At 61.5% G+C, this 18,574-nt stretch carries 21 protein-coding genes; 15 read left to right on the forward strand and 6 right to left on the reverse strand.

Annotation, left to right across the window (positions count from 1 at the left end; translation table 11 throughout):
* A partial coding sequence (locus tag CYR32_RS13070) for a hypothetical protein (protein WP_172644810.1) occupies positions 1 to 116 on the reverse strand: 116 nt, incomplete at its 3' end.
* A 238-nt stretch (positions 117 to 354) separates the two neighbouring features.
* On the opposite strand from CYR32_RS13070, the gene loiP reads away from it, so the two are divergent.
* Entirely contained in the window at positions 355 to 1,107 is a 753-nt protein-coding gene (loiP, locus tag CYR32_RS13075) for a metalloprotease LoiP (protein WP_101825044.1), read from the forward strand.
* A 65-nt stretch (positions 1,108 to 1,172) separates the two neighbouring features.
* Here the strand turns inward: loiP and speB are convergent, their stop codons facing one another.
* From speB to CYR32_RS22135, 3 genes are all read right to left on the reverse strand, one after another.
* On the reverse strand, positions 1,173 to 2,099 hold the full coding sequence (speB, locus tag CYR32_RS13080; protein ID WP_101825047.1) for an agmatinase: 927 nt from the start codon (positions 2,097 to 2,099) through the stop codon (positions 1,173 to 1,175).
* A gap of 103 nt (positions 2,100 to 2,202) precedes the next feature.
* Positions 2,203 to 4,185, reverse strand: coding sequence for a biosynthetic arginine decarboxylase (speA, locus tag CYR32_RS13085; RefSeq protein ID WP_101825291.1), 1,983 nt, complete (start codon positions 4,183 to 4,185; stop codon positions 2,203 to 2,205).
* A 268-nt stretch (positions 4,186 to 4,453) separates the two neighbouring features.
* Positions 4,454 to 4,621: a hypothetical protein gene (locus CYR32_RS22135; RefSeq protein WP_476739106.1), complete on the reverse strand. Its 168-nt coding sequence runs from the start codon at positions 4,619 to 4,621 to the stop codon at positions 4,454 to 4,456.
* Between the two features lie 406 nt (positions 4,622 to 5,027).
* Between CYR32_RS22135 and metK the strand changes: the two genes are divergently transcribed.
* The 8 genes from metK to ruvX all read left to right on the forward strand — a co-directional run bounded on the left by metK (position 5,028) and on the right by ruvX (position 12,357).
* Complete coding sequence (metK, locus tag CYR32_RS13090; protein WP_101825049.1) at positions 5,028 to 6,182, forward strand: methionine adenosyltransferase; 1,155 nt, start codon at positions 5,028 to 5,030, stop codon at positions 6,180 to 6,182.
* A gap of 476 nt (positions 6,183 to 6,658) precedes the next feature.
* Positions 6,659 to 8,062: a sugar porter family MFS transporter gene (locus tag CYR32_RS13095; protein WP_101825051.1), complete on the forward strand. Its 1,404-nt coding sequence runs from the start codon at positions 6,659 to 6,661 to the stop codon at positions 8,060 to 8,062.
* An 84-nt stretch (positions 8,063 to 8,146) separates the two neighbouring features.
* The gene (locus tag CYR32_RS13100; RefSeq protein ID WP_101825054.1) at positions 8,147 to 8,668 is read left to right on the forward strand and encodes a SprT family zinc-dependent metalloprotease; all 522 of its coding nucleotides are present in this window, start codon (positions 8,147 to 8,149) and stop codon (positions 8,666 to 8,668) included.
* An 86-nt stretch (positions 8,669 to 8,754) separates the two neighbouring features.
* A complete protein-coding gene (endA, locus tag CYR32_RS13105) occupies positions 8,755 to 9,462 on the forward strand; it encodes a deoxyribonuclease I (RefSeq protein ID WP_101825056.1) in 708 nt (235 codons plus the stop codon).
* 96 nt (positions 9,463 to 9,558) lie between these two features.
* Positions 9,559 to 10,290 carry a 16S rRNA (uracil(1498)-N(3))-methyltransferase gene (rsmE, locus tag CYR32_RS13110; protein WP_101825059.1) on the forward strand — a complete coding sequence of 244 codons (732 nt, stop codon included), beginning with the start codon at positions 9,559 to 9,561 and terminating at the stop codon, positions 10,288 to 10,290.
* A gap of 10 nt (positions 10,291 to 10,300) precedes the next feature.
* Positions 10,301 to 11,251, forward strand: coding sequence for a glutathione synthase (gshB, locus tag CYR32_RS13115; RefSeq protein ID WP_101825062.1), 951 nt, complete (start codon positions 10,301 to 10,303; stop codon positions 11,249 to 11,251).
* A gap of 120 nt (positions 11,252 to 11,371) precedes the next feature.
* Complete coding sequence (locus CYR32_RS13120; RefSeq protein WP_101825065.1) at positions 11,372 to 11,935, forward strand: YqgE/AlgH family protein; 564 nt, start codon at positions 11,372 to 11,374, stop codon at positions 11,933 to 11,935.
* On the forward strand, positions 11,935 to 12,357 hold the full coding sequence (gene ruvX, locus CYR32_RS13125) for a Holliday junction resolvase RuvX (RefSeq protein WP_101825068.1): 423 nt from the start codon (positions 11,935 to 11,937) through the stop codon (positions 12,355 to 12,357). Before CYR32_RS13120 ends, ruvX begins: the two co-directional genes overlap by 1 nt.
* 139 nt (positions 12,358 to 12,496) lie before the next feature.
* Here the strand turns inward: ruvX and CYR32_RS13130 are convergent, their stop codons facing one another.
* Positions 12,497 to 13,501, reverse strand: a complete 1,005-nt coding sequence (locus CYR32_RS13130) for a type IV pilus twitching motility protein PilT (RefSeq protein WP_101825070.1) — start codon at positions 13,499 to 13,501, stop codon at positions 12,497 to 12,499.
* Between the two features lie 20 nt (positions 13,502 to 13,521).
* On the opposite strand from CYR32_RS13130, the gene CYR32_RS13135 reads away from it, so the two are divergent.
* From CYR32_RS13135 to hemW, 6 genes are all read left to right on the forward strand, one after another.
* Positions 13,522 to 14,232 (forward strand): YggS family pyridoxal phosphate-dependent enzyme, encoded by a 711-nt coding sequence (locus tag CYR32_RS13135; protein ID WP_101825072.1) that lies wholly within the window; start codon positions 13,522 to 13,524, stop codon positions 14,230 to 14,232.
* Between the two features lie 71 nt (positions 14,233 to 14,303).
* A complete protein-coding gene (proC, locus tag CYR32_RS13140) occupies positions 14,304 to 15,125 on the forward strand; it encodes a pyrroline-5-carboxylate reductase (RefSeq protein ID WP_101825075.1) in 822 nt (273 codons plus the stop codon).
* 20 nt (positions 15,126 to 15,145) lie between these two features.
* Entirely contained in the window at positions 15,146 to 15,700 is a 555-nt protein-coding gene (locus tag CYR32_RS13145; RefSeq protein ID WP_101825077.1) for a YggT family protein, read from the forward strand.
* The gene (gene yggU / locus CYR32_RS13150) at positions 15,697 to 15,990 is read left to right on the forward strand and encodes a DUF167 family protein YggU (RefSeq protein ID WP_101825079.1); all 294 of its coding nucleotides are present in this window, start codon (positions 15,697 to 15,699) and stop codon (positions 15,988 to 15,990) included. The genes CYR32_RS13145 and yggU overlap by 4 nt, the downstream gene beginning before the upstream one ends.
* Before the next feature lie 41 nt (positions 15,991 to 16,031).
* Complete coding sequence (rdgB, locus tag CYR32_RS13155; protein ID WP_101825082.1) at positions 16,032 to 16,625, forward strand: RdgB/HAM1 family non-canonical purine NTP pyrophosphatase; 594 nt, start codon at positions 16,032 to 16,034, stop codon at positions 16,623 to 16,625.
* Positions 16,618 to 17,760, forward strand: a complete 1,143-nt coding sequence (hemW, locus tag CYR32_RS13160; protein WP_101825085.1) for a radical SAM family heme chaperone HemW — start codon at positions 16,618 to 16,620, stop codon at positions 17,758 to 17,760. Before rdgB ends, hemW begins: the two co-directional genes overlap by 8 nt.
* 62 nt (positions 17,761 to 17,822) lie before the next feature.
* On the opposite strand, the gene CYR32_RS13165 is transcribed toward hemW, so the two are convergent.
* On the reverse strand, positions 17,823 to 18,554 hold the full coding sequence (locus CYR32_RS13165; RefSeq protein WP_101825087.1) for a YggN family protein: 732 nt from the start codon (positions 18,552 to 18,554) through the stop codon (positions 17,823 to 17,825).
* Positions 18,555 to 18,574 lie beyond the last annotated feature (20 nt).

Here is an 18,574-nt window from a genome sequence, read left to right on the forward strand (position 1 = left end):
ACTTCGGCAATATCAGCCATGCCCATCGGGGCGCCGGGGTGGCCGGATTTGGCTTTCTGCACCCCATCCATGCTCAGCGCACGGATGGCATTGGCAAGCTCTTTACGAGAGGACATGTTCAACTCCAGGTCGGATTAAAAAAGCGATCAAGTGGGGCATTTTGTCAGAGTCGGCATTAAAACGGCAATCGTTAAAACCATTTGTGAAGATGATCACAGGCTATCAGCGATTCTGGTGCACTTTTTCGGAAAAATGGTCTATGCCGGGGCGCACCCATTACTTACCTTAACGCTTTCTTTACGATTACGGTATGCTCGACCGGTTCCCTTTGTTATGTCACAGGAAGATATCTTTATGAAAATGCGCCCCGCGCTTTTAGCGTTCAGCCTGGCTGCCCTGCTCAGCGGCTGCCAGAACATGAACTCCCAGTCTTTGCTGCAATCCGGCGCGCAAGCCTACCAGGCGGCTACCCTGAGCGATGAGCAGGTCAAAACCCTGAGCGTGCAGTCCTGCGAAGAGATGGATAAAAAGTCGCAGATTGCCCCGGCCGACAGCGAATACAGCCAGCGCCTGGCAAAAATCGCCGCGGCACTGGGTGACAACATCAACGGCCAGCCGGCTAACTATAAGGTTTATGTGACTAAAGATGTAAATGCCTGGGCGATGGCCAACGGCTGTATCCGCGTCTACAGCGGCCTGATGGATCTGATGAATGACAATGAAGTCGAGGGCGTGCTCGGCCATGAAATGGGCCACGTGGCGCTGGGCCACACCCGCAAGGCGATGCAGGTCGCTTACGGCACCACCGCAGCGCGTACCGCCGCCTCGGCACTGGGCGGCCTCACCGGCGCACTCTCCCAGTCCCAGCTGGCGGACCTCGGCGAGAAACTGGTGAACGCGCAGTTCTCGCAGAAGCAGGAGTCTGAAGCGGATGATTACTCCTTTGACCTGCTGAAAAAACGCGGCATCGACCCGACCGGCCTCGCCACCAGCTTTGAGAAGCTGGCCAAGCTTGAACAGGGCGGCGGCCTCGACTGGCTCAGCGATCACCCCTCCTCCGAGGCGCGCGCCAAACATATCCGTGAGCGCATCGCTGCCGGTAAATAAGCGCGATCCGCAGGCATAAAAAAAGCAGCCGACCGGCTGCTTTTTTGTTGGGCGAAACCGGGCGGTTACGCGCCTTTTTTGTCCGCCTGCACGTGGAGCATCTCCAGCGCCAGCGTCGCGGCGGCCAGCGCCGTGATCTCAGACTGGTCATACGCCGGGGCAACTTCCACGATGTCCATGCCGACGATGTTGATGTCGAGGTCTTTCAGGCCGCGGACCAGCTTCAGGGCGCGGTCGGAGGTCAGCCCGCCGATCACCGGCGTGCCGGTGCCCGGTGCGTGGGCCGGGTCGAGGCAGTCGATGTCGAAGCTCAGGTAGACCGGCAGGTCGCCGACGATCTGTTTCACCTGCGCCAGGATGTCATCCACGGTGCGGTCGTTGACCTGCGCCGCGTCGAGCACGGTGAAGCCCAGATCTTTGTCAAACTCGGTACGGATGCCGATCTGTACAGAGTGGCCCGGGTCGATCAACCCTTCGTTCGGCGCATGGAAGAACATGGTGCCGTGGTCGAATTTGCTGCCGTTGGAGTAAGTGTCGGTGTGGGCGTCGAAATGCAGCAGCGCCATTTTGCCGAACTGTTTGGCGTGTGCGCGCAGCAGCGGCAGGGTGATGAAGTGGTCACCGCCGAAGGTCAGCATCCGCTTGCCGGAGGCCAACAGTTTTTCCGCATGGGCCTGCAGTTTGTCGGTGAAGTCCTGGGCGTCACCGAAGTTGAAGACCAGGTCGCCGCAGTCCACCACATTCAGGCGCTCGCGCAGGTCAAAGCTCCACGGCCAGCGTTTGCCTTCCCAGGCCAGGTTTACCGACACCTGGCGGATGGCCGCCGGGCCGAGGCGGGAGCCGGAGCGGCCGGAGGTCGCCATGTCGAACGGTACGCCGGTGATCACCCACTCTGCGTCGCTGTCATACGGCTGGAAATTTACCGGCAGGCGCAGAAAACCAAATGCATTGGAAACCAGAGAGTTATCGGGTTGATGTCCCAGAGTGCTCATCGTTCATCCTCTTTATTATCGGCTCCGGCGCGGCCGGAGTCCGGGTGTAAAAAAATCCCCTCCCCGCCCGCAGGCGCGCGGCAGAGAGGGGACTGTTATCAGGTTACTCGTCTTCCAGGTAGGTGTAGCCGTAAAGACCGGCTTCAAACTCTGCCAGGAATTCGTTCTGCAGGGCGTCATCCAGACCGGTCTCTTTGACCTGATCGCGGAAGTGGGCCAGCAGCACATTCGGGTCAAGCTGCACATACTCCAGCATGTCGGCCACGGTGTCGCCGTCATCGGAGTGCTGCACTTCCACGTTGCCGTCCGGGAACACAAACACATCCACCGCGGCGGTGTCGCCGAACAGGTTGTGCATGTTGCCCAGGATCTCCTGGTACGCGCCGACCATAAAGAAGCCCAGCACCGGCGGGTCTTCCGGGTCGTAAGGCGGCATCGGCATGGTGGAGGCCACGCCGTCACCGTCGACGTAGTGGTCGATGGTGCCGTCGGAGTCACAGGTGATGTCGAGCAGCACCGCGCGGCGCTCCGGCGGCTGGTTCAGCCCGGCCAGCGGCAGCACCGGGAAGAGCTGGTCAATGCCCCATGCATCCGGCATCGACTGGAACAGCGAGAAGTTGACGTAGAACTTGTCCGCCATGCGCTCCTGCAACTCGTCGATAATCGGGCGGTGCGCGCGGTTGCTCGGGTCAAGCTGCTGCTGGATCAGGTTGCAGATGTTGAGGTAGAGCTGTTCGGCCCAGGCGCGGTTGGTCAGGTCGAGCATGCCGTGCGCGTACTGGGTATGGACGTCATGCAGGTCCATCTGGCTGTCGTGCAGCCATTCGCGCAGCGAGCGGCGGTTGGCCGGGTCGTGCATCTCCTGCCAGGTGCCCCACAGGCTTTCGAGGGCGCGCGGCGCATCCTCCGGCGGCGGCAGCGGGTCATCGCTGAATTCGTTGCGCTCGACGCCGATCACGTTGGAGACCAGCACGGTGTGGTGCGCAGTCACGGCACGGCCCGATTCGGTGATCACCGTCGGGTGCGGCAGGTTGTGTTCGTTACAGGCTTCGCCGATGCCCCAGATCACGTTGTTGGCGTACTCATTCAGGCCGTAGTTCACGGAGCAGTCAGACTGCGAGCGCGTGCCCTCATAGTCCACGCCCAGCCCGCCGCCGACGTCGAAGCACTGGATGTTCACGCCCAGCTTATGCAGCTCAACGTAGAAACGCGCCGACTCGCGCACGCCGGTGGCGATGTCGCGGATGTTGGCCAGCTGTGAGCCGAGGTGGAAGTGCAGCAGTTGCAGGCTGTCGAGGCGGCCCGCTTCGCGCAGGGTCTCCACCAGCTTCAGCACCTGAACTGCCGCCAGCCCGAATTTGGATTTCTCGCCGCCGCTGGATTGCCATTTGCCGGAGCCTTGTGACGCCAGGCGCGCACGCACGCCGAGGCGCGGCACCACGTTCAGGCGTTCCGCCTCTTCCAGCACCATGTTGATCTCGGACATCTTCTCGATCACCAGGTAGACCTTGTGGCCCATCTTCTCGCCGATCAACGCCAGGCGGATATATTCACGGTCTTTGTAGCCGTTACAGACGATCACCGAACGGGTCATGCCGGCGTGCGCCAGCACCGCCATCAGCTCTGCTTTGGAACCGGCTTCCAGCCCCAGCGGCTCGCCGGAGTTGATTAACGACTCAATCACGCGGCGGTGCTGGTTGACCTTGATCGGGTAGACCAGGAAGTAGCCGCCCTGGTAGCCGAATGACTCACGCGCGCGTTTGAACGCCGCATTAATGGAGCGCAGGCGGTGTTGCAAAATCTGCGGGAAGCAGAACAGCGCCGGCAGGCGCTGGCCATCCTGTTCGCGCAGTTCGCGCACCAGCTCTGCCAGGTCAACGCGCGCCTCGGGCACGTCCGGGTCCGGGCACACGCTGATGTGGCCCCGCTCGTTGACGTCATAGTAGTTGTTGCCCCAGTAGGCGACATTATAGGTGCGCAGCATTTTGCTGGCATTCCGGTCATTCACGGCAACCTCCTGCATGGAGCGCAAAGAAATGGGTTCGCCCGACAAGGACGGACGGTGGTGCAACATATCATCAGACATCATTTGCCTCTTATTCTGTACTGACAACATGGCCAGCCACTATCACAGTAATAATCGATGAGAACAACCCACACCGCACCCCACCCAGCAGGATAAAACGCTGCCGGGAGGGCGGTGTAAGGGCGTTAACACCCCTTTAAGTGTAAAACACCTGCTTCAAACCTCGACTCTCGAGGCGAATTATTCCGGCGTTATGCCGGTTATACGGAAGTTGAAGCGTCAGAAACGACGTCTCCGGCCTGCAGGCAATACCGCGCAGACAAAAGGTTCAGGGGAGTGATCCGGGCTTACCGGCCCGGGAATCCTGGGTTGCACCCAGAGGGGGATAACACCGTTCAGATGTTGAAGACAAAGAGGAGAGGCAGGTTGCCGTGGCGAGTGACATCACGCGATGCCGCAGCTGCATAAATGTAACAACCGGTAAACAGCGGGTCATTAATCTCACCACCTCCACGCACGCTGCCGGGTCGGCAGCCAAGCCTCTAAGAAATAATACACAGCGCCGGGCGGGTGCCCGATGCGCGCTGGTTATACCGGTATCAGCCTGAAAATGCAAAATGAAAATGTGCGCCTTCACATTTCAGGCGACGCCCTGTGCAGCGGCGCGCACTCCGTTGTAACAACGCTGCAAAAAAAGCACTGGCAATCCGGCCAAAAGCTGACCTAAAATAGCCGTCCAGATGTTAATCCGTCTATCGTGGTTAACCAATGAACTGTTGATCGGCTTGTCTGCGGGCAGTGCAGGATGCATTTCAGACCCGGGGAGCCGCGCTCACCGCATATCCGGCATGCCCAGTGCCCCACAGTAATTACTTAACCCGTTTCTCAAGGTGAAGAAGATAATGGCTAAACACCTCTTTACGTCCGAATCTGTTTCAGAAGGACATCCGGACAAGATCGCCGATCAGATCTCTGACGCCGTTCTTGACGCTATCCTCGAGCAGGATCCGAAAGCACGCGTTGCGTGTGAAACCTATGTCAAAACCGGCATGGTCATGGTGGGCGGCGAGATCACCACCAGCGCCTGGGTCGATATCGAAGAGATCACCCGTAACACCGTGCGTGAAATTGGTTACGTTCACTCTGACATGGGCTTTGACGCCAACTCCTGCGCCGTATTGAGCGCCATTGGTAAACAGTCCCCGGACATCAACCAGGGCGTTGACCGTTCTGACCCGCTGGAACAGGGTGCCGGCGACCAGGGCCTGATGTTCGGCTACGCCACCAATGAAACCGACGTGCTGATGCCGGCACCGGTCACCTACGCCCACCGTCTGGTGCAGCGTCAGGCAGAAGTGCGCAAGAGCGGCATCCTGCCGTGGCTGCGCCCGGACGCGAAAAGCCAGGTCACCTTCCAGTATGACGCGGGCAAGATTGTCGGCATCGACGCGGTCGTGCTCTCCACCCAGCACGCTGAAGAGATTGGCCAGAAAGAATTGCAGGAAGCGGTGATGGAAGAGATCATCAAGCCGGTTCTGCCTGCTGAGTGGCTGACCTCCGCCACCAAATTCTTCATCAACCCGACCGGCCGTTTCGTGATCGGCGGCCCGATGGGCGACTGCGGCCTGACCGGCCGTAAAATCATCGTGGATACCTACGGCGGCATGGCCCGCCACGGCGGCGGTGCGTTCTCCGGTAAAGACCCGTCCAAAGTGGACCGTTCTGCGGCCTATGCAGCGCGTTACGTGGCGAAAAACATCGTGGCCGCCGGCCTGGCTGACCGTTGTGAGATCCAGGTCTCCTACGCCATCGGCGTGGCAGAGCCGACCTCCATCATGGTGGAGACCTTCGGTACTGAGAAAGTGCCTGCCGAGCAGCTGACCCTGCTGGTGCGTGAGTTCTTCGACCTGCGCCCGTACGGCCTGATCCAGATGCTGGACCTGCTGCACCCGATCTACAAAGAGACTGCCGCTTACGGCCACTTCGGCCGCGAGCACTTCCCGTGGGAAAAAACCGACAAAGCCGCGCAACTGCGCGAAGCTGCCGGCCTGAAATAAGTTTTCGCGTGAACAGCGACCCCGGCAGGGTAACTGCCGGGGTTTTTTATTATTTATTGTCCGCTATCCTTAGTCTGGCTGCCGCATAAGAAAGGCCGGGCTTATGTTTCCCGCCTTTTTTACCTGCCTTATTACCCATTAATAAAAAAGGGAATATTTACGGTTTACCCTGTCCTTTGCGTATTTCTCTGATAACTGAAACCGATTACACGCAAAAGTCACTTAAAAAACAGAGAATTATATTTTTCTTTTGTAAGGATTCGTCAAAATCTGATTGCTCTTTCATCGCGCTTCAACGAATAATCTGCGGCGCGCTTTTCGTCCCTCTATTTTGGGGCCGAAGGCTCGATTAATCAGCAATATACCTGGTTATAATAGGTGTAACCGATTACATAAGTGTGATCTGGCGCACTTTATCAGCGAGACTGGGCAAATAACATAGCGACCTAATTAATACATGCCATCTTGGAGGCCCAATGAGTAACATTACGTTAAGCAAAGAAAGGAATGGCTCAAGTGCCAGAATCACTTTCTTTGTTTGTTTTCTTGCCGCGCTGGCTGGGCTGCTGTTTGGCCTGGACATCGGCGTTATCGCCGGGGCGCTGCCGTTTATCAGCGATGAGTTTCAGATAACCAACCATCAACAAGAGTGGGTGGTCAGCTCCATGATGTTCGGTGCCGCTGTGGGCGCCGTCGGCAGTGGCTGGCTTAACTTCCGCATTGGCCGTAAATACAGCTTGATGATCGGCGCAGTGCTGTTTGTGATTGGCTCTCTGGCTTCTGCCCTGGCCCCGAACGTGGACGTGCTGATCATCGCCCGTGTGCTGCTGGGCCTGGCGGTAGGGATCGCGTCCTACACCGCGCCGATCTACCTGTCGGAAATCGCCCCTGAGAAGATCCGCGGCAGCATGATCTCCATGTACCAGCTGATGATCACCATCGGTATCCTGGCGGCCTACCTCTCCGATACCGGCTTCAGCTACACCGGCGCCTGGCGCTGGATGCTGGGCGTGATCACCATCCCTGCCGTGCTGCTTTTGGTGGGCGTCTTCTTCCTGCCGGACAGCCCGCGCTGGCTGGCGGCCCGCGGCAGCAATGAGAAAGCGCGCCGGGTGCTGGAGAAGCTGCGTGACACCAGCGAGCAGGCGAAACGTGAGCTGGATGAGATCCGCGAAAGCCTGAAGATCAAGCAGTCCGGCTGGGCGCTGTTCAAGAACAACTCCAACTTCCGCCGCACCGTCTACCTCGGCATTCTGTTGCAGGTGATGCAGCAGTTCACCGGGATGAACGTCATCATGTACTACGCGCCGAAAATCTTCGGCCTGGCGGGCTTCGCCAGCACCACCCAGCAGATGTGGGGCACGGTGATTGTCGGGCTGGTCAACGTTCTGGCGACCTTCATCGCCATCGGCCTGGTAGACCGCTGGGGCCGCAAACCGACCCTGAAGCTCGGCTTCCTGGTAATGGCGATCGGCATGGGCATCCTGGGCACCATGCTGCACCTCGGCGTGGAAACTATGGCAGCGAAATACTTCGCTATCGCGATGCTGCTGATCTTCATCGTTGGCTTCGCCATGAGCGCCGGCCCGCTGATCTGGGTACTCTGCTCGGAGATCCAGCCGCTGAAAGGGCGTGATTTCGGTATCACTGTCTCTACCGCCACCAACTGGATTGCCAACATGATCGTCGGCGCGACCTTCCTGACGATGCTGGACAGCCTCGGCAACGCCAACACCTTCTGGGTGTACGGCGCGCTGAACGTGGTGTTCATCTTCATCACCATCGCGCTGATCCCGGAGACCAAAAACGTCTCGCTGGAGCACATCGAGCGCAACCTGATGAAAGGCAAAGCGCTGCGCGACATCGGTGCACAGGACTGATTTCCGCCGCACTGACTGACAGGGCACCCCACGGGGTGCCCTTTTTTATTGCCGGAACCCACCGGGTTCACTATCCTGCCGGGTATGAAACCTGTACGAATCCCGATCGCCCTGCAACAGGCGGTGATGCGCTGCCTGCGTGAGATGTTGCTGCGGGCCAATCAGCAACTGGGCACTGACTACCCGGAGCCGGTGCTGCTTTACCAGCAGCGCGGCACCTCGGCGGGCACCGCCTGGCTTGACCGCTGGGAGATCCGCCTCAATCCGGTGTTGCTGCTGGAGAATGGGCAGCGCTTTATCGATGAGGTGATCCCCCATGAACTGGCGCACCTGCTGGTGCACCGCCGCTTTGGCCGCGTGCCGCCGCACGGCAAGCAGTGGCAGTGGATGATGGAAGGCGTGCTGGGCGTGCCGGCGCGGCGCACCCACCAGTTTGAAGTCACGTCTGTGCAGAGCAAGACCTTCCCCTATCAGTGCGGCTGCCAGCAGCACGAGCTGACGCTGCGCCGCCATAACCGCGTGCTTCGCAATCAGGCGGAGTACCGCTGCCGCCGCTGCGGCCACACGCTGCACCCGGTGGGCGACGCCCCGCCTGACGCCGTGTGACGGCACGGCAAAAACGTTGCCGCTGATTTGCCACCGTGTTGCACATCCGTTACTCTCGCACTTTTCCCTTCAGGCAGTTTTGGAATATGTCCCGCAAAATTATCGTTACCCTGCTCCTTACCGGCGCCCTGTTGCCGCTGACCGCCGTCAGCAAAGAGATTAATAACTTCAGCCAGGCCAAAACGGCGGCGGCCAAAATTCACCAGGATGCGCCCGGTGATTTTTACTGCGGCTGCAAAATTACCTGGCAGGGCAAAAAGGGCATCCCGGATCTCGCCTCCTGCGGCTACCAGGTGCGCAAAAGCGCCCAGCGCGCCAACCGCATCGAATGGGAGCATGTGGTACCGGCCTGGCAGTTCGGCCACCAGCGCCAGTGCTGGCAGGAAGGCGGGCGGAAAAATTGCGTGAAAGACCCGGTCTACCGCCAGATCGAAACTGACCTGCACAACCTGGAACCGGCCGTGGGCGAAGTAAACGGCGACCGCGGCAACTTTATGTATAACCAGTGGCGGGGTGGTGAAGGCCAGTATGGCCGCTGTGAGATGAAAGTCGATTTCAAAGACAAAAGCGCCGAGCCGCCGGCCCGCGCCCGCGGGGCCATCGCCCGCACCTACTTCTATATGCGTGACCGCTACCAGCTGCGCCTCTCCAGCCAGCAGACCCAGCTGTTTGACGCCTGGAACCGCCTCTACCCGGTCACTGACTGGGAGTGCACGCGTGACAACCGCATCGCCGCCGTACAGGGCAACCACAACCCCTATGTGCAGCAGGCTTGCCAGCAACGAAAAGGCTAACCTACACTAGGCATTCCGCGCGCAGGGCCAGGCCGCTGCGCGCCTGTTGCGCCGCGCTGCGGCCTCCCTTAGCCACACAGGACGTTAAACCCCGTTATGCGTATTCCCCGCATTTATCACCCGGAACCGCTGTGTTCCGGCAGCACCCTCACGCTGAGCGACGAGGCTGCCAACCATGTCGGCCGTGTGCTGCGCATGACCCCCGGCCAGCCGTTGCAGCTGTTTGACGGCAGCAACCAGGTCTTCCCTGCGGAAATTACCCAGGTGGAGAAGAAAAGTGTCCAGGTGCGCCTGGGCGCAGGCGTGGTGGAGGATGTGGAGTCACCGCTTGACCTGCACCTCGGGCAGGTGATCTCACGCGGGGAGAAGATGGAGTTCACCATCCAGAAGTCGATTGAACTGGGCGTCAGCACAATTACCCCCCTGTTTTCCGAGCGCTGTGGGGTTAAACTGGACGGCGAGCGGCTGGCGAAGAAGATCCAGCAGTGGCAGAAGATCGCCGTGGCCGCCTGCGAACAGTGCGGCCGTAACCGCATTCCGCTGATCCGCGAGGCGATGCCCCTTGAGGCGTGGTGCCGCGAGCAGGATGACAGCCTGAAGCTGAACCTGCACCCGCGCGCCAGCCAGAGCATTAATACCCTGCCGTTGCCGGTGAAAAAAGTTCGCTTGCTGATTGGCCCGGAAGGGGGATTATCGTCAGACGAAATCGCCATGACCGCCACCATGGGCTTTACCGACATCCTGCTGGGGCCACGCGTTTTACGTACCGAAACTACCGCGCTCACTGCGATAACTGCACTCCAGGTGCGCTTTGGCGACCTGGGTTAAAGGAGAAAGAATGATCAAGCTCGGCATCGTGATGGACCCGATTTCCTCCATCAACATCAAAAAAGACACCAGCTTTGCCATGCTGCTGGAAGCGCAGCGCCGCGGTTGGGAAATCCATTACATGGAGATGAACGACCTCTACCTGCGCGGCGGCGAAGCGCGGGCGCGCACCCGCCTGCTGAGCGTGGAGCAGAACTACGAGCAGTGGTATACGTTCGGTGAAGAGCAGGACATCCCGCTGCACCAGCTGGACACCGTGCTGATGCGCAAAGACCCGCCGTTCGATACCGAGTTCATCTACGCTACCTACATCCTGGAGCGCGCGGAAGACAAAGGCACGCTGATCGTCAACAAGCCGCAGAGCCTGCGCGACTGTAACGAGAAGCTGTTCACCGCCTGGTTCCCGGAGCTGACCCCGGACACGCTGGTCAGCCGCGACAAGGCGCACCTGCGCCGCTTCCACCAGGAGCATGGCGACGTGATCCTCAAGCCGCTGGACGGCATGGGCGGCGCGTCCATCTTCCGCGTGAAGCAGGATGACCCGAACCTTTCCGTGATCGTCGAAACCCTGACCGAGCACGGCAGCCGCTACTGCATGGCGCAAAACTACCTGCCGGCCATCAAAGAGGGTGACAAACGCGTGCTGGTGGTGGACGGTGAGCCGGTGCCTTACTGCCTGGCGCGTATCCCGGCCCAGGGCGAAACCCGCGGCAACCTGGCGGCCGGCGGCCGTGGCGAGGCGCGCCCGCTGAGCGAATCCGACTGGCAGATCGCCCGCACCGTCGCGCCGATCCTGAAACAGAAAGGCCTGATCTTCGTCGGCCTGGACATCATCGGCGACCGCCTGACGGAAATTAACGTCACCAGCCCGACCTGCGCCCGCGAAATCGAAGCCGCTTTCCCGATCTCCATCACCGGTATGTTGATGGATGCGATTGAGAAGCGCCTGGCGGCCCGCTAACGCCCGCCGGAAAGCCCGTAAACTGGCCGCCTTTTCAGAATGCGGCCAGTGACTTGCTCCGCCATACACCGCATACTACAGATCGTGTACCCTTTAACCCCGCGAAAGCTCCAAACTATAATGAATTTACAGCATCACTTTCTTATTGCCATGCCCTCTTTGGACGACCCGCAATTCAAACGTGCCGTGGTGTATATCTGCGAGCACAATGAAGAAGGCGCGATGGGGCTGGTCATCAACAAGCCGGTTGAGCAGTTCACCGTAGAGGCCGTGCTCGAGAAACTCGACATCGCCCCGGTGGCGCGTGACCCGGCCATCCGCCTGGATAACCCGGTGTTTTCCGGCGGCCCGCTGGCGGAAGATCGCGGGTTTATCCTGCATACCCCACGCGAGGGCTTCGGTTCCAGCATCCTGATTTCTGACCAGACCATGATCACCACCTCCAAAGATGTGCTGGAAACCCTGGGTACGCCTGACCAGCCGGAAGAGGTGCTGGTGGCGCTGGGTTACGCCAGCTGGGAGCAGGGTCAGCTGGAGAAAGAGCTGCTGGAGAACGCCTGGCTGACCTCCGAGGCCAGCGCCGACATCCTGTTCCATGTGCCGATCGCTGACCGCTGGCGTGAAGCGGGCCGCCGCCTCGGCATCGATATCGCCAGCATCGCGACGCAGGCGGGCCACGCCTGATGAGCCAGCGTACTTTGATCGCCTTTGACTTCGGCACCAAAAGCATCGGCGCCGCGATCGGCCAGGAGATCACCGGCACCGCCCGCGCCCTGCCCGCCTTCAAAGCGCAGGACGGCACCCCCGACTGGCTCAAAATCGAGAAGCTGCTGAAAGAGTGGCAGCCCGATCTGGTGATTGTCGGCTTGCCGCTGAACATGGACGGCACCGAGCAGCCACTGACCGCCCGCGCACGCAAGTTCGCCAACCGCCTGCATGGCCGCTTCGGCGTGCAGGTCGAGCTGCATGATGAGCGGCTCAGCACCGTGGAAGCGCGCGCCCACCTCTTCAGCAGCGGCGGTTTCCGCGCGCTGGACAAAGGCAGCGTCGATTCCGCCTCCGCGGTGGTGATCCTCGAAAGCTGGTTCGAAAACCACTACGGTTAACCTCCGGCATCAGCGCGCCGTGTGCCTGCCGCCGCGCTGACTGCCGTTTCCTGCGCTTTCCTGCCGCCTGGTTTACGCCGGCTTGTTCCATTGCCCCGTTTCCCGCGCCTGTGTTCCGCCCTTATCTGCCCCCGCCCGTTCATGGCTCAGCGAATACCACCCCTTGCGCCTCACACTGTTTCCGGTGCTGGGCGAAAGTCTGCATCCCTGCCTGCGCGCCGGTCTGTAACAGGCCCGGCAACTGGTGGGTTTTGCCCTCGCGGATCAGGTTGCTCACGGCGGGCGTGGCGGCCAGCGTCTCAAACAGCGCCGTGCGGCCGCCGCCCGCCGTGGCGCACAGGGTTTGTGCCGCCACCGCCCGCAGGCTGCCCGCCAGCTGGGCGCGGGCGAAGGCTTTCTCCTCTGCCGGGAAAACGTCCACCAGCCGGTCTACCGCCTGCGCGGCTCCGCGGGTATGCAGCGTTGCCAGTACCAGGTGGCCGGTTTCCGCCGCCGTCAGCGCCAGCCGGATGGACTCCGCGTCCCGCAGTTCGCCGAGCAGGATCACGTCCGGGTCTTCCCGCAGCGCCCCGCGCAGCCCGTCGGCAAAGGTTGCGCAGTGCAGGCCGACCTCCCGCTGCTGGATCAGGCAGCGATTGCTCTGGTGCAGGAACTCGATCGGGTCTTCCAGCGTGATGATGTGCCGGGCGTGGTGGCAGTTAAGGTGGCCGACCAGCGCCGCCAGCGTGGTGGATTTGCCGCTGCCGGTGGCCCCGGTCACCAGAATCAGCCCATCCTCTGCCGCGGTCCACGTCAGCAGCCCCGGCGGCACGCCAAGCGCGGCGGGCGTCGGGCAGCGCTCCGGCAGGGGCCGCAACGCGGCGGAAAGCCCGCCGCACTGCCGGAACAGGTGCGCCCGCAGCCGCTGCCCGCCCGGCAGGGTCAGGGCGGCGTCGAGCTGGCCGAGCGCCGCCAGCGCCTGCTGCTGCGCACCGTCCAGCCAGCCTTTACACCACTGTGCCAGCTGGCCGGCGGTGAGCGGCAGTGCCCCCTCATCACGCCGCAAGCAGCCATCCTGCCGCCAGATGGGCGGATGTCCGGTACAGAGGTGCAGATCCGAGGCATTATGCTTTACACTAAGGGCCACCCATTCATTGATATCCATGTCACGACGCCTGAGCCACTATGAGTACGATTGAGCACAATCTACAGGATGTTCGCCGCCGTATCGCCGCCGCTGCCGCAGAATGCGGGCGGGATGCCAAAGAAATTACGCTGCTTGCCGTAAGCAAAACCAAACCTGCGAGCGCGCTCGAAGAAGCGATGGCCGCCGGCCAGCGCGCCTTTGGGGAGAACTACGTGCAGGAAGGCGTGGACAAGATCCAACACTTCGCTTCCCACCCGCTGGCCCCTGAGCTGGAATGGCACTTTATCGGGCCGCTGCAATCGAATAAGAGCCGTCTGGTGGCGGAGCATTTTGCCTGGTGCCACACCGTGGACCGGCTGAAGATCGCCACCCGGCTGAATGAGCAGCGCCCGGCGGCCCTGCCGCCGCTGAATGTGCTGATTCAGGTCAACATCAGTGACGAAGCCAGCAAAGCGGGCATTGCGCCTGCTGAGTTACCGGCGCTGGCCGAGGCGGTGGCGGCGTTGCCCAACCTGCGTCTGCGCGGGCTGATGGCGATCCCGGCCCCGGAAAGCGACTACGCGCGCCAGCTGGCGGTGTTCCGTAAGATGGCGGACGCGCTGGCGGCGTTGCAGGCGCGCCACCCGCAGGCGGATACGCTGTCGATGGGCATGACGGACGATATGCCCGCGGCGATTGCGGCGGGCAGTACGATGGTGCGCATCGGCACCGCGATTTTCGGCGCGCGGGATTACGGCGCACCGCAGTGAGATAACACACCCCGCCGGCCGCGACGCCCGGCGTAACACTGACCAGCGGCATAACCCCAACAAGGAGTCCCATGCAACATCGCAATATTACCTTTATCGGTGCCGGCAATATGGCGGGTGCCATCATCGCCGGGCTGGTAGAGGGCGGCTACCCGGCTGACCTGATCACGGTCTGCGCCCCGTCCGCCACCCACCGTGACGCCCTGGCAGAACGCTATGGCGTCCACAGCCGCAGCGACAACGCCGCCTGTGCCGCAGAGGCGGAGGTGGTGGTACTGGCGGTCAAACCGCAACTGATGGCGGACGTGTGCCGCGCGCTGCGCAGTGAGGTGGATTTCAGCGGCAAGCTGGTGCTCTCCATTGCCGCCGGGGTCACGGTGGAACGCTTCTGCGCGCTGCTGGGTGACCGGCTCAACATCGTGCGCATCATGCCGAACACGCCGTCCCTGGTCGGCAAGGGCATGAGCGGCCTGTACGCGCCGGATTACGTCACCGCGGATGACCGCGATTTCACCGCCGCGCTGATGACGTCGGTGGGCAAAATCTGCTGGGTGGATGACGAGCACGGCATTAACCAGGTGATCGCCGCCGCCGGCAGCGCCCCGGCCTACTTCTTCCTGTTTATGGAAGCGATGCAGCAGGAGATGGAGCGCCAGGGCTTCCCGGCGGAGAAAGCGCGCCTGCTGGTGCAGCAGGCGGCCAGCGGTGCGGCGGCCCTGGTGGAAGCCAGCCCCGGGGTTTCTCTCGGCACCCTGCGCGAGCGGGTCACCTCCAAAGGCGGCACCACGGCGGAAGCCCTCAAGGTCATGAATGAGCAGAAATTGCCGGAGATCGTTGCCAGCGCCATGCAGGCCGCCATTGCCCGCGCTCAGGATATGGAAAAACAGTTTTAATCACAGGAACAAGGTAATTTATGCTGACGCTGACTTTTCTGGTCAAAACCCTGGTCGACCTCTACGTGATGGTGCTGCTGCTACGCATCTGGATGCAGTGGGCGCGCACCGATTTTTACAACCCGTTCTCCCAGTTTGTGGTGAAGATCACCCAGCCGATCGTCGGGCCGCTGCGCCGCGTGGTGCCCTCCCTCGGGCCGGTGGACAGCGCCTCGCTGCTGCTGGCATTTCTGCTGATGACCATCAAGTACCCGCTGCTGCTGCTGATTCAGGGCGGCGGCATCTCGCTCAGCCCGTACAACCTGCTGTTTGGCCTGCTCTCGCTGCTTAAGTCAGCCGGCTATCTGGTGTTCTGGATGATCATTATCCGCTCCATCATGAGCTGGGTCAGCCGCGGCAGCAGCCCGATGGACTACGTGCTGATGCAGCTGACCGAACCGCTGATGGCACCGATCCGCCGCATCATCCCGGCGATGGGCGGCATCGATTTTTCCGCGATGGTGGTGGTATTAATTCTTTATATGCTCAACTACCTGGGCATGGATCTGTTCGGGCAGCTTTGGTTCTTACTGTGAGTGCAGTGACACAGCAACTGGACGGGCTGGTGCTCAGGCTATATATTCAGCCGAAATCGAGCCGCGATCAGTTTGTGGGGCAACATGGCGACGAACTGAAAGTCGCCATTACCGCCCCGCCGGTGGATGGGCAGGCCAATGCCCATCTGGTGAAATTCCTCGCCAAACAGTTCCGCGTGGCCAAAAGCCAGGTGGTGATTGAAAAAGGTGAGCTTGGCCGCCATAAACAGGTCCGCATTATTGCGCCGCAGCTGATCCCGGCTGACGTGGCCGCGCTGCTTGTCCCCTGATGCCGCCCCGGCGGCATCCCCTATTTAACGCAGGATACCCCATGCAAAAAGTTGTTCTCGCCACCGGTAACGCCGGCAAAGTGCGCGAGCTGGCCCATCTGCTGGCCGGGTTTGGCCTGGATGTGGTCGCCCAGACCGTTCTGGGCGTGGAGTCGGCGGAAGAGACCGGCCTGACCTTCATTGAAAATGCGATCCTCAAGGCGCGCCATGCCGCCCGGATCACCGGCCTGCCGGCCATTGCCGATGACTCCGGCCTGGCGGTGGACGCCCTCGGCGGCGCGCCGGGCATCTACTCTGCCCGCTACGCCGGTGAAGGTGCCAGCGACCAGCAGAACCTGGAAAAACTGCTGGTGGCGCTCCGCGACGTGCCCGCCGGGCAGCGCCAGGCGCAGTTCCACTGCGTACTGGTCTACCTGCGCCACGCCGATGACCCGACGCCGCTGGTCTGCCACGGCAGCTGGCCGGGTGAAATTACCTTCGCTGCCGAAGGCACCCACGGCTTCGGCTACGATCCGATCTTCTTCGCGCCGGAAGCGGGCAAAACCGCCGCCACCCTGACGCGCGACGAAAAGCGCGCCGTCTCCCACCGCGGCCGGGCACTGTCACAACTGTTGGATGCGATGAAACATGCATAACCTGCCGCCGCTCAGCCTCTATATCCATATCCCGTGGTGTGTGCAGAAATGCCCCTACTGCGATTTCAACTCCCACGCCCTGAAGGGCGAGGTGCCGCATGACGACTACGTCGCGCACCTGCTGGCGGATCTGGACATGGACGTGCCTGACGTTGCAGGACGCACCCTCAGTACGATCTTTATCGGCGGCGGCACACCGAGCCTGCTGAGCGCTGAAGCGATGCAGACGCTGCTGGACGGCGTGCGCGCCCGCCTGCCGCTGGCTGCGGATGCCGAAATCACCATGGAGGCCAACCCCGGCACCGTAGAGGCTGACCGCTTCAGCGGCTACCAGCGCGCCGGGGTGAACCGCATCTCGATTGGCGTGCAGAGTTTCAGCCAGCAAAAACTGACGCGCCTTGGCCGCATCCACGGGCCGGAGGAGGCGAAACGCGCCGCCCGGCTGGCGGAAGGGCTGGGCCTGCGCAGTTTTAACCTCGACCTGATGCACGGCCTGCCGGACCAGACGCTGGAAGAGGCGCTGGATGACCTGCGCCAGGCGATCGCCCTCAACCCGCCGCACCTGTCGTGGTACCAGCTCACCATCGAACCCAATACGCTGTTTGCCTCACGGCCGCCGGTGTTGCCGGATGATGACGCGCTGTGGGACATCTTCGAAAAAGGGGATGAACTGCTCACGGCGGCGGGTTACCGGCAGTATGAGACCTCGGCCTACGCCAAACCGGGCTACCAGTGCCATCACAACCTCAACTACTGGCGTTTTGGTGACTACCTCGGCATCGGCTGCGGCGCGCACGGCAAGATCACCCTGCCGGACGGCAGTGTGGTCCGCACCAGCAAAACCCGCCACCCGCGCGGCTATATGCAGGGGCGCTATCTGGACAAGCGCCATGCGGTCGCCGCGGCAGATATGCCGTTTGAGTTCTTTATGAACCGCTTCCGCCTGCTGGAGCCGGCCCCGCGCGCCGAGTTCACCGCCTTTACCGGCCTGCCGGAGAGCGTGGTGCGCGCCCCGCTGGATGAGGCGCTCAGGCAGAATTACATCACCGAAACCGCCGACGCCTGGCAAATCACGCCGCACGGCAAACTGTTTTTGAACTCCCTGCTGGAGCTGTTCCTGCCGGACGAGGCGTAAACCGCGTTATAACAAAAACGGGCACCTTCTCAGGTGCCCGTTTTTTATTGCCCGCGATCCGCTTATTTCAGGCTGCTGAGCAGCCCGGCGCGCTGGTTTTCCAGGGCGGTGACCCGGTTACAGACTTCGTGGCCGAACTGGCTGAAGTCCTGCTCCTGATTGCTCCACTCCGCCTGAATCGCCTGCTGCAAACCGCCGAGGTTGCCCATGACCGCCTGCAACGGATTGTCAGAGGAACCGGCCGCCTGCTTGACGCCCATTTCGTTCAGGCTGTCCTGCAATACGCCGCCCATGCTCTGCTGCACGATGCGTTTGCCGTCCTCTTCGACCTGCGAAATCGCCTGGTGGTGGAACACCAGCCCGCCGTCGCGGTGCTCAAGGATGCGGTTCATCTGCTGCTTCAGCTGACCGTTCAGGGTGCTCAGCCGGGTGCGCACATTGCTGTCGCTGCCGAGCTGCTCGACGATCACCTTGTCCAGCGCCACACGCGCCTTCTCCAGGTGCTGCTGCGCGCCGGTGTCAATCCACGGCAGGTCACGGCGCAGCGCGCCCTGATAATCCACCGCTTTCTGGCGTTGCAGTGCATCCAGGTCCACCAGCTTGCCGTTGTTGTTGATGTCACCGGTCGGCGAAATGGTGAAGTTGCCGCTGGCCCCCACCACCTGCACGCTCTGCGGGGTGATGACGATGTCATCCTGCGGTTTCACATTGCACTGGTATTCCGCCTGCGCCTGCACGGCGGTCAGCAGGGCGGCGGCACACAGGCTGCTTTTCAATACGGTTTTCAGTTTCATTGTTCTCCCTCTCCTGTCGC

This window comes from Chimaeribacter coloradensis (assembly GCF_002858715.1).
In the GTDB taxonomy this organism is placed as follows: domain Bacteria; phylum Pseudomonadota; class Gammaproteobacteria; order Enterobacterales; family Enterobacteriaceae; genus Chimaeribacter; species Chimaeribacter coloradensis.

Excerpts from the sequence above, each read along its gene's own strand:
- endA (WP_101825056.1), top strand. The coding sequence starts at position 8,755 with ATGTCCCGCAAAATTATCGTTACCCTGCTCCTTACCGGCGCCCTGTTG.
- hemW (WP_101825085.1), top strand. The coding sequence starts at position 16,618 with ATGCATAACCTGCCGCCGCTCAGCCTCTATATCCATATCCCGTGGTGT.
- speA (WP_101825291.1), bottom strand. The coding sequence starts at position 4,185 with ATGTCTGATGATATGTTGCACCACCGTCCGTCCTTGTCGGGCGAACCC.
- gshB (WP_101825062.1), top strand. The coding sequence starts at position 10,301 with ATGATCAAGCTCGGCATCGTGATGGACCCGATTTCCTCCATCAACATC.
- speB (WP_101825047.1), bottom strand. The coding sequence starts at position 2,099 with ATGAGCACTCTGGGACATCAACCCGATAACTCTCTGGTTTCCAATGCA.
- CYR32_RS13165 (WP_101825087.1), bottom strand. The coding sequence starts at position 18,554 with ATGAAACTGAAAACCGTATTGAAAAGCAGCCTGTGTGCCGCCGCCCTG.
- CYR32_RS13135 (WP_101825072.1), top strand. The coding sequence starts at position 13,522 with ATGAGTACGATTGAGCACAATCTACAGGATGTTCGCCGCCGTATCGCC.
- CYR32_RS22135 (WP_476739106.1), bottom strand. The coding sequence starts at position 4,621 with ATGACCCGCTGTTTACCGGTTGTTACATTTATGCAGCTGCGGCATCGC.
- CYR32_RS13095 (WP_101825051.1), top strand. The coding sequence starts at position 6,659 with ATGAGTAACATTACGTTAAGCAAAGAAAGGAATGGCTCAAGTGCCAGA.
- loiP (WP_101825044.1), top strand. The coding sequence starts at position 355 with ATGAAAATGCGCCCCGCGCTTTTAGCGTTCAGCCTGGCTGCCCTGCTC.
- rsmE (WP_101825059.1), top strand. The coding sequence starts at position 9,559 with ATGCGTATTCCCCGCATTTATCACCCGGAACCGCTGTGTTCCGGCAGC.
- ruvX (WP_101825068.1), top strand. The coding sequence starts at position 11,935 with ATGAGCCAGCGTACTTTGATCGCCTTTGACTTCGGCACCAAAAGCATC.
- proC (WP_101825075.1), top strand. The coding sequence starts at position 14,304 with ATGCAACATCGCAATATTACCTTTATCGGTGCCGGCAATATGGCGGGT.
- rdgB (WP_101825082.1), top strand. The coding sequence starts at position 16,032 with ATGCAAAAAGTTGTTCTCGCCACCGGTAACGCCGGCAAAGTGCGCGAG.
- CYR32_RS13145 (WP_101825077.1), top strand. The coding sequence starts at position 15,146 with ATGCTGACGCTGACTTTTCTGGTCAAAACCCTGGTCGACCTCTACGTG.
- metK (WP_101825049.1), top strand. The coding sequence starts at position 5,028 with ATGGCTAAACACCTCTTTACGTCCGAATCTGTTTCAGAAGGACATCCG.
- CYR32_RS13130 (WP_101825070.1), bottom strand. The coding sequence starts at position 13,501 with ATGGATATCAATGAATGGGTGGCCCTTAGTGTAAAGCATAATGCCTCG.
- CYR32_RS13100 (WP_101825054.1), top strand. The coding sequence starts at position 8,147 with ATGAAACCTGTACGAATCCCGATCGCCCTGCAACAGGCGGTGATGCGC.
- CYR32_RS13120 (WP_101825065.1), top strand. The coding sequence starts at position 11,372 with ATGAATTTACAGCATCACTTTCTTATTGCCATGCCCTCTTTGGACGAC.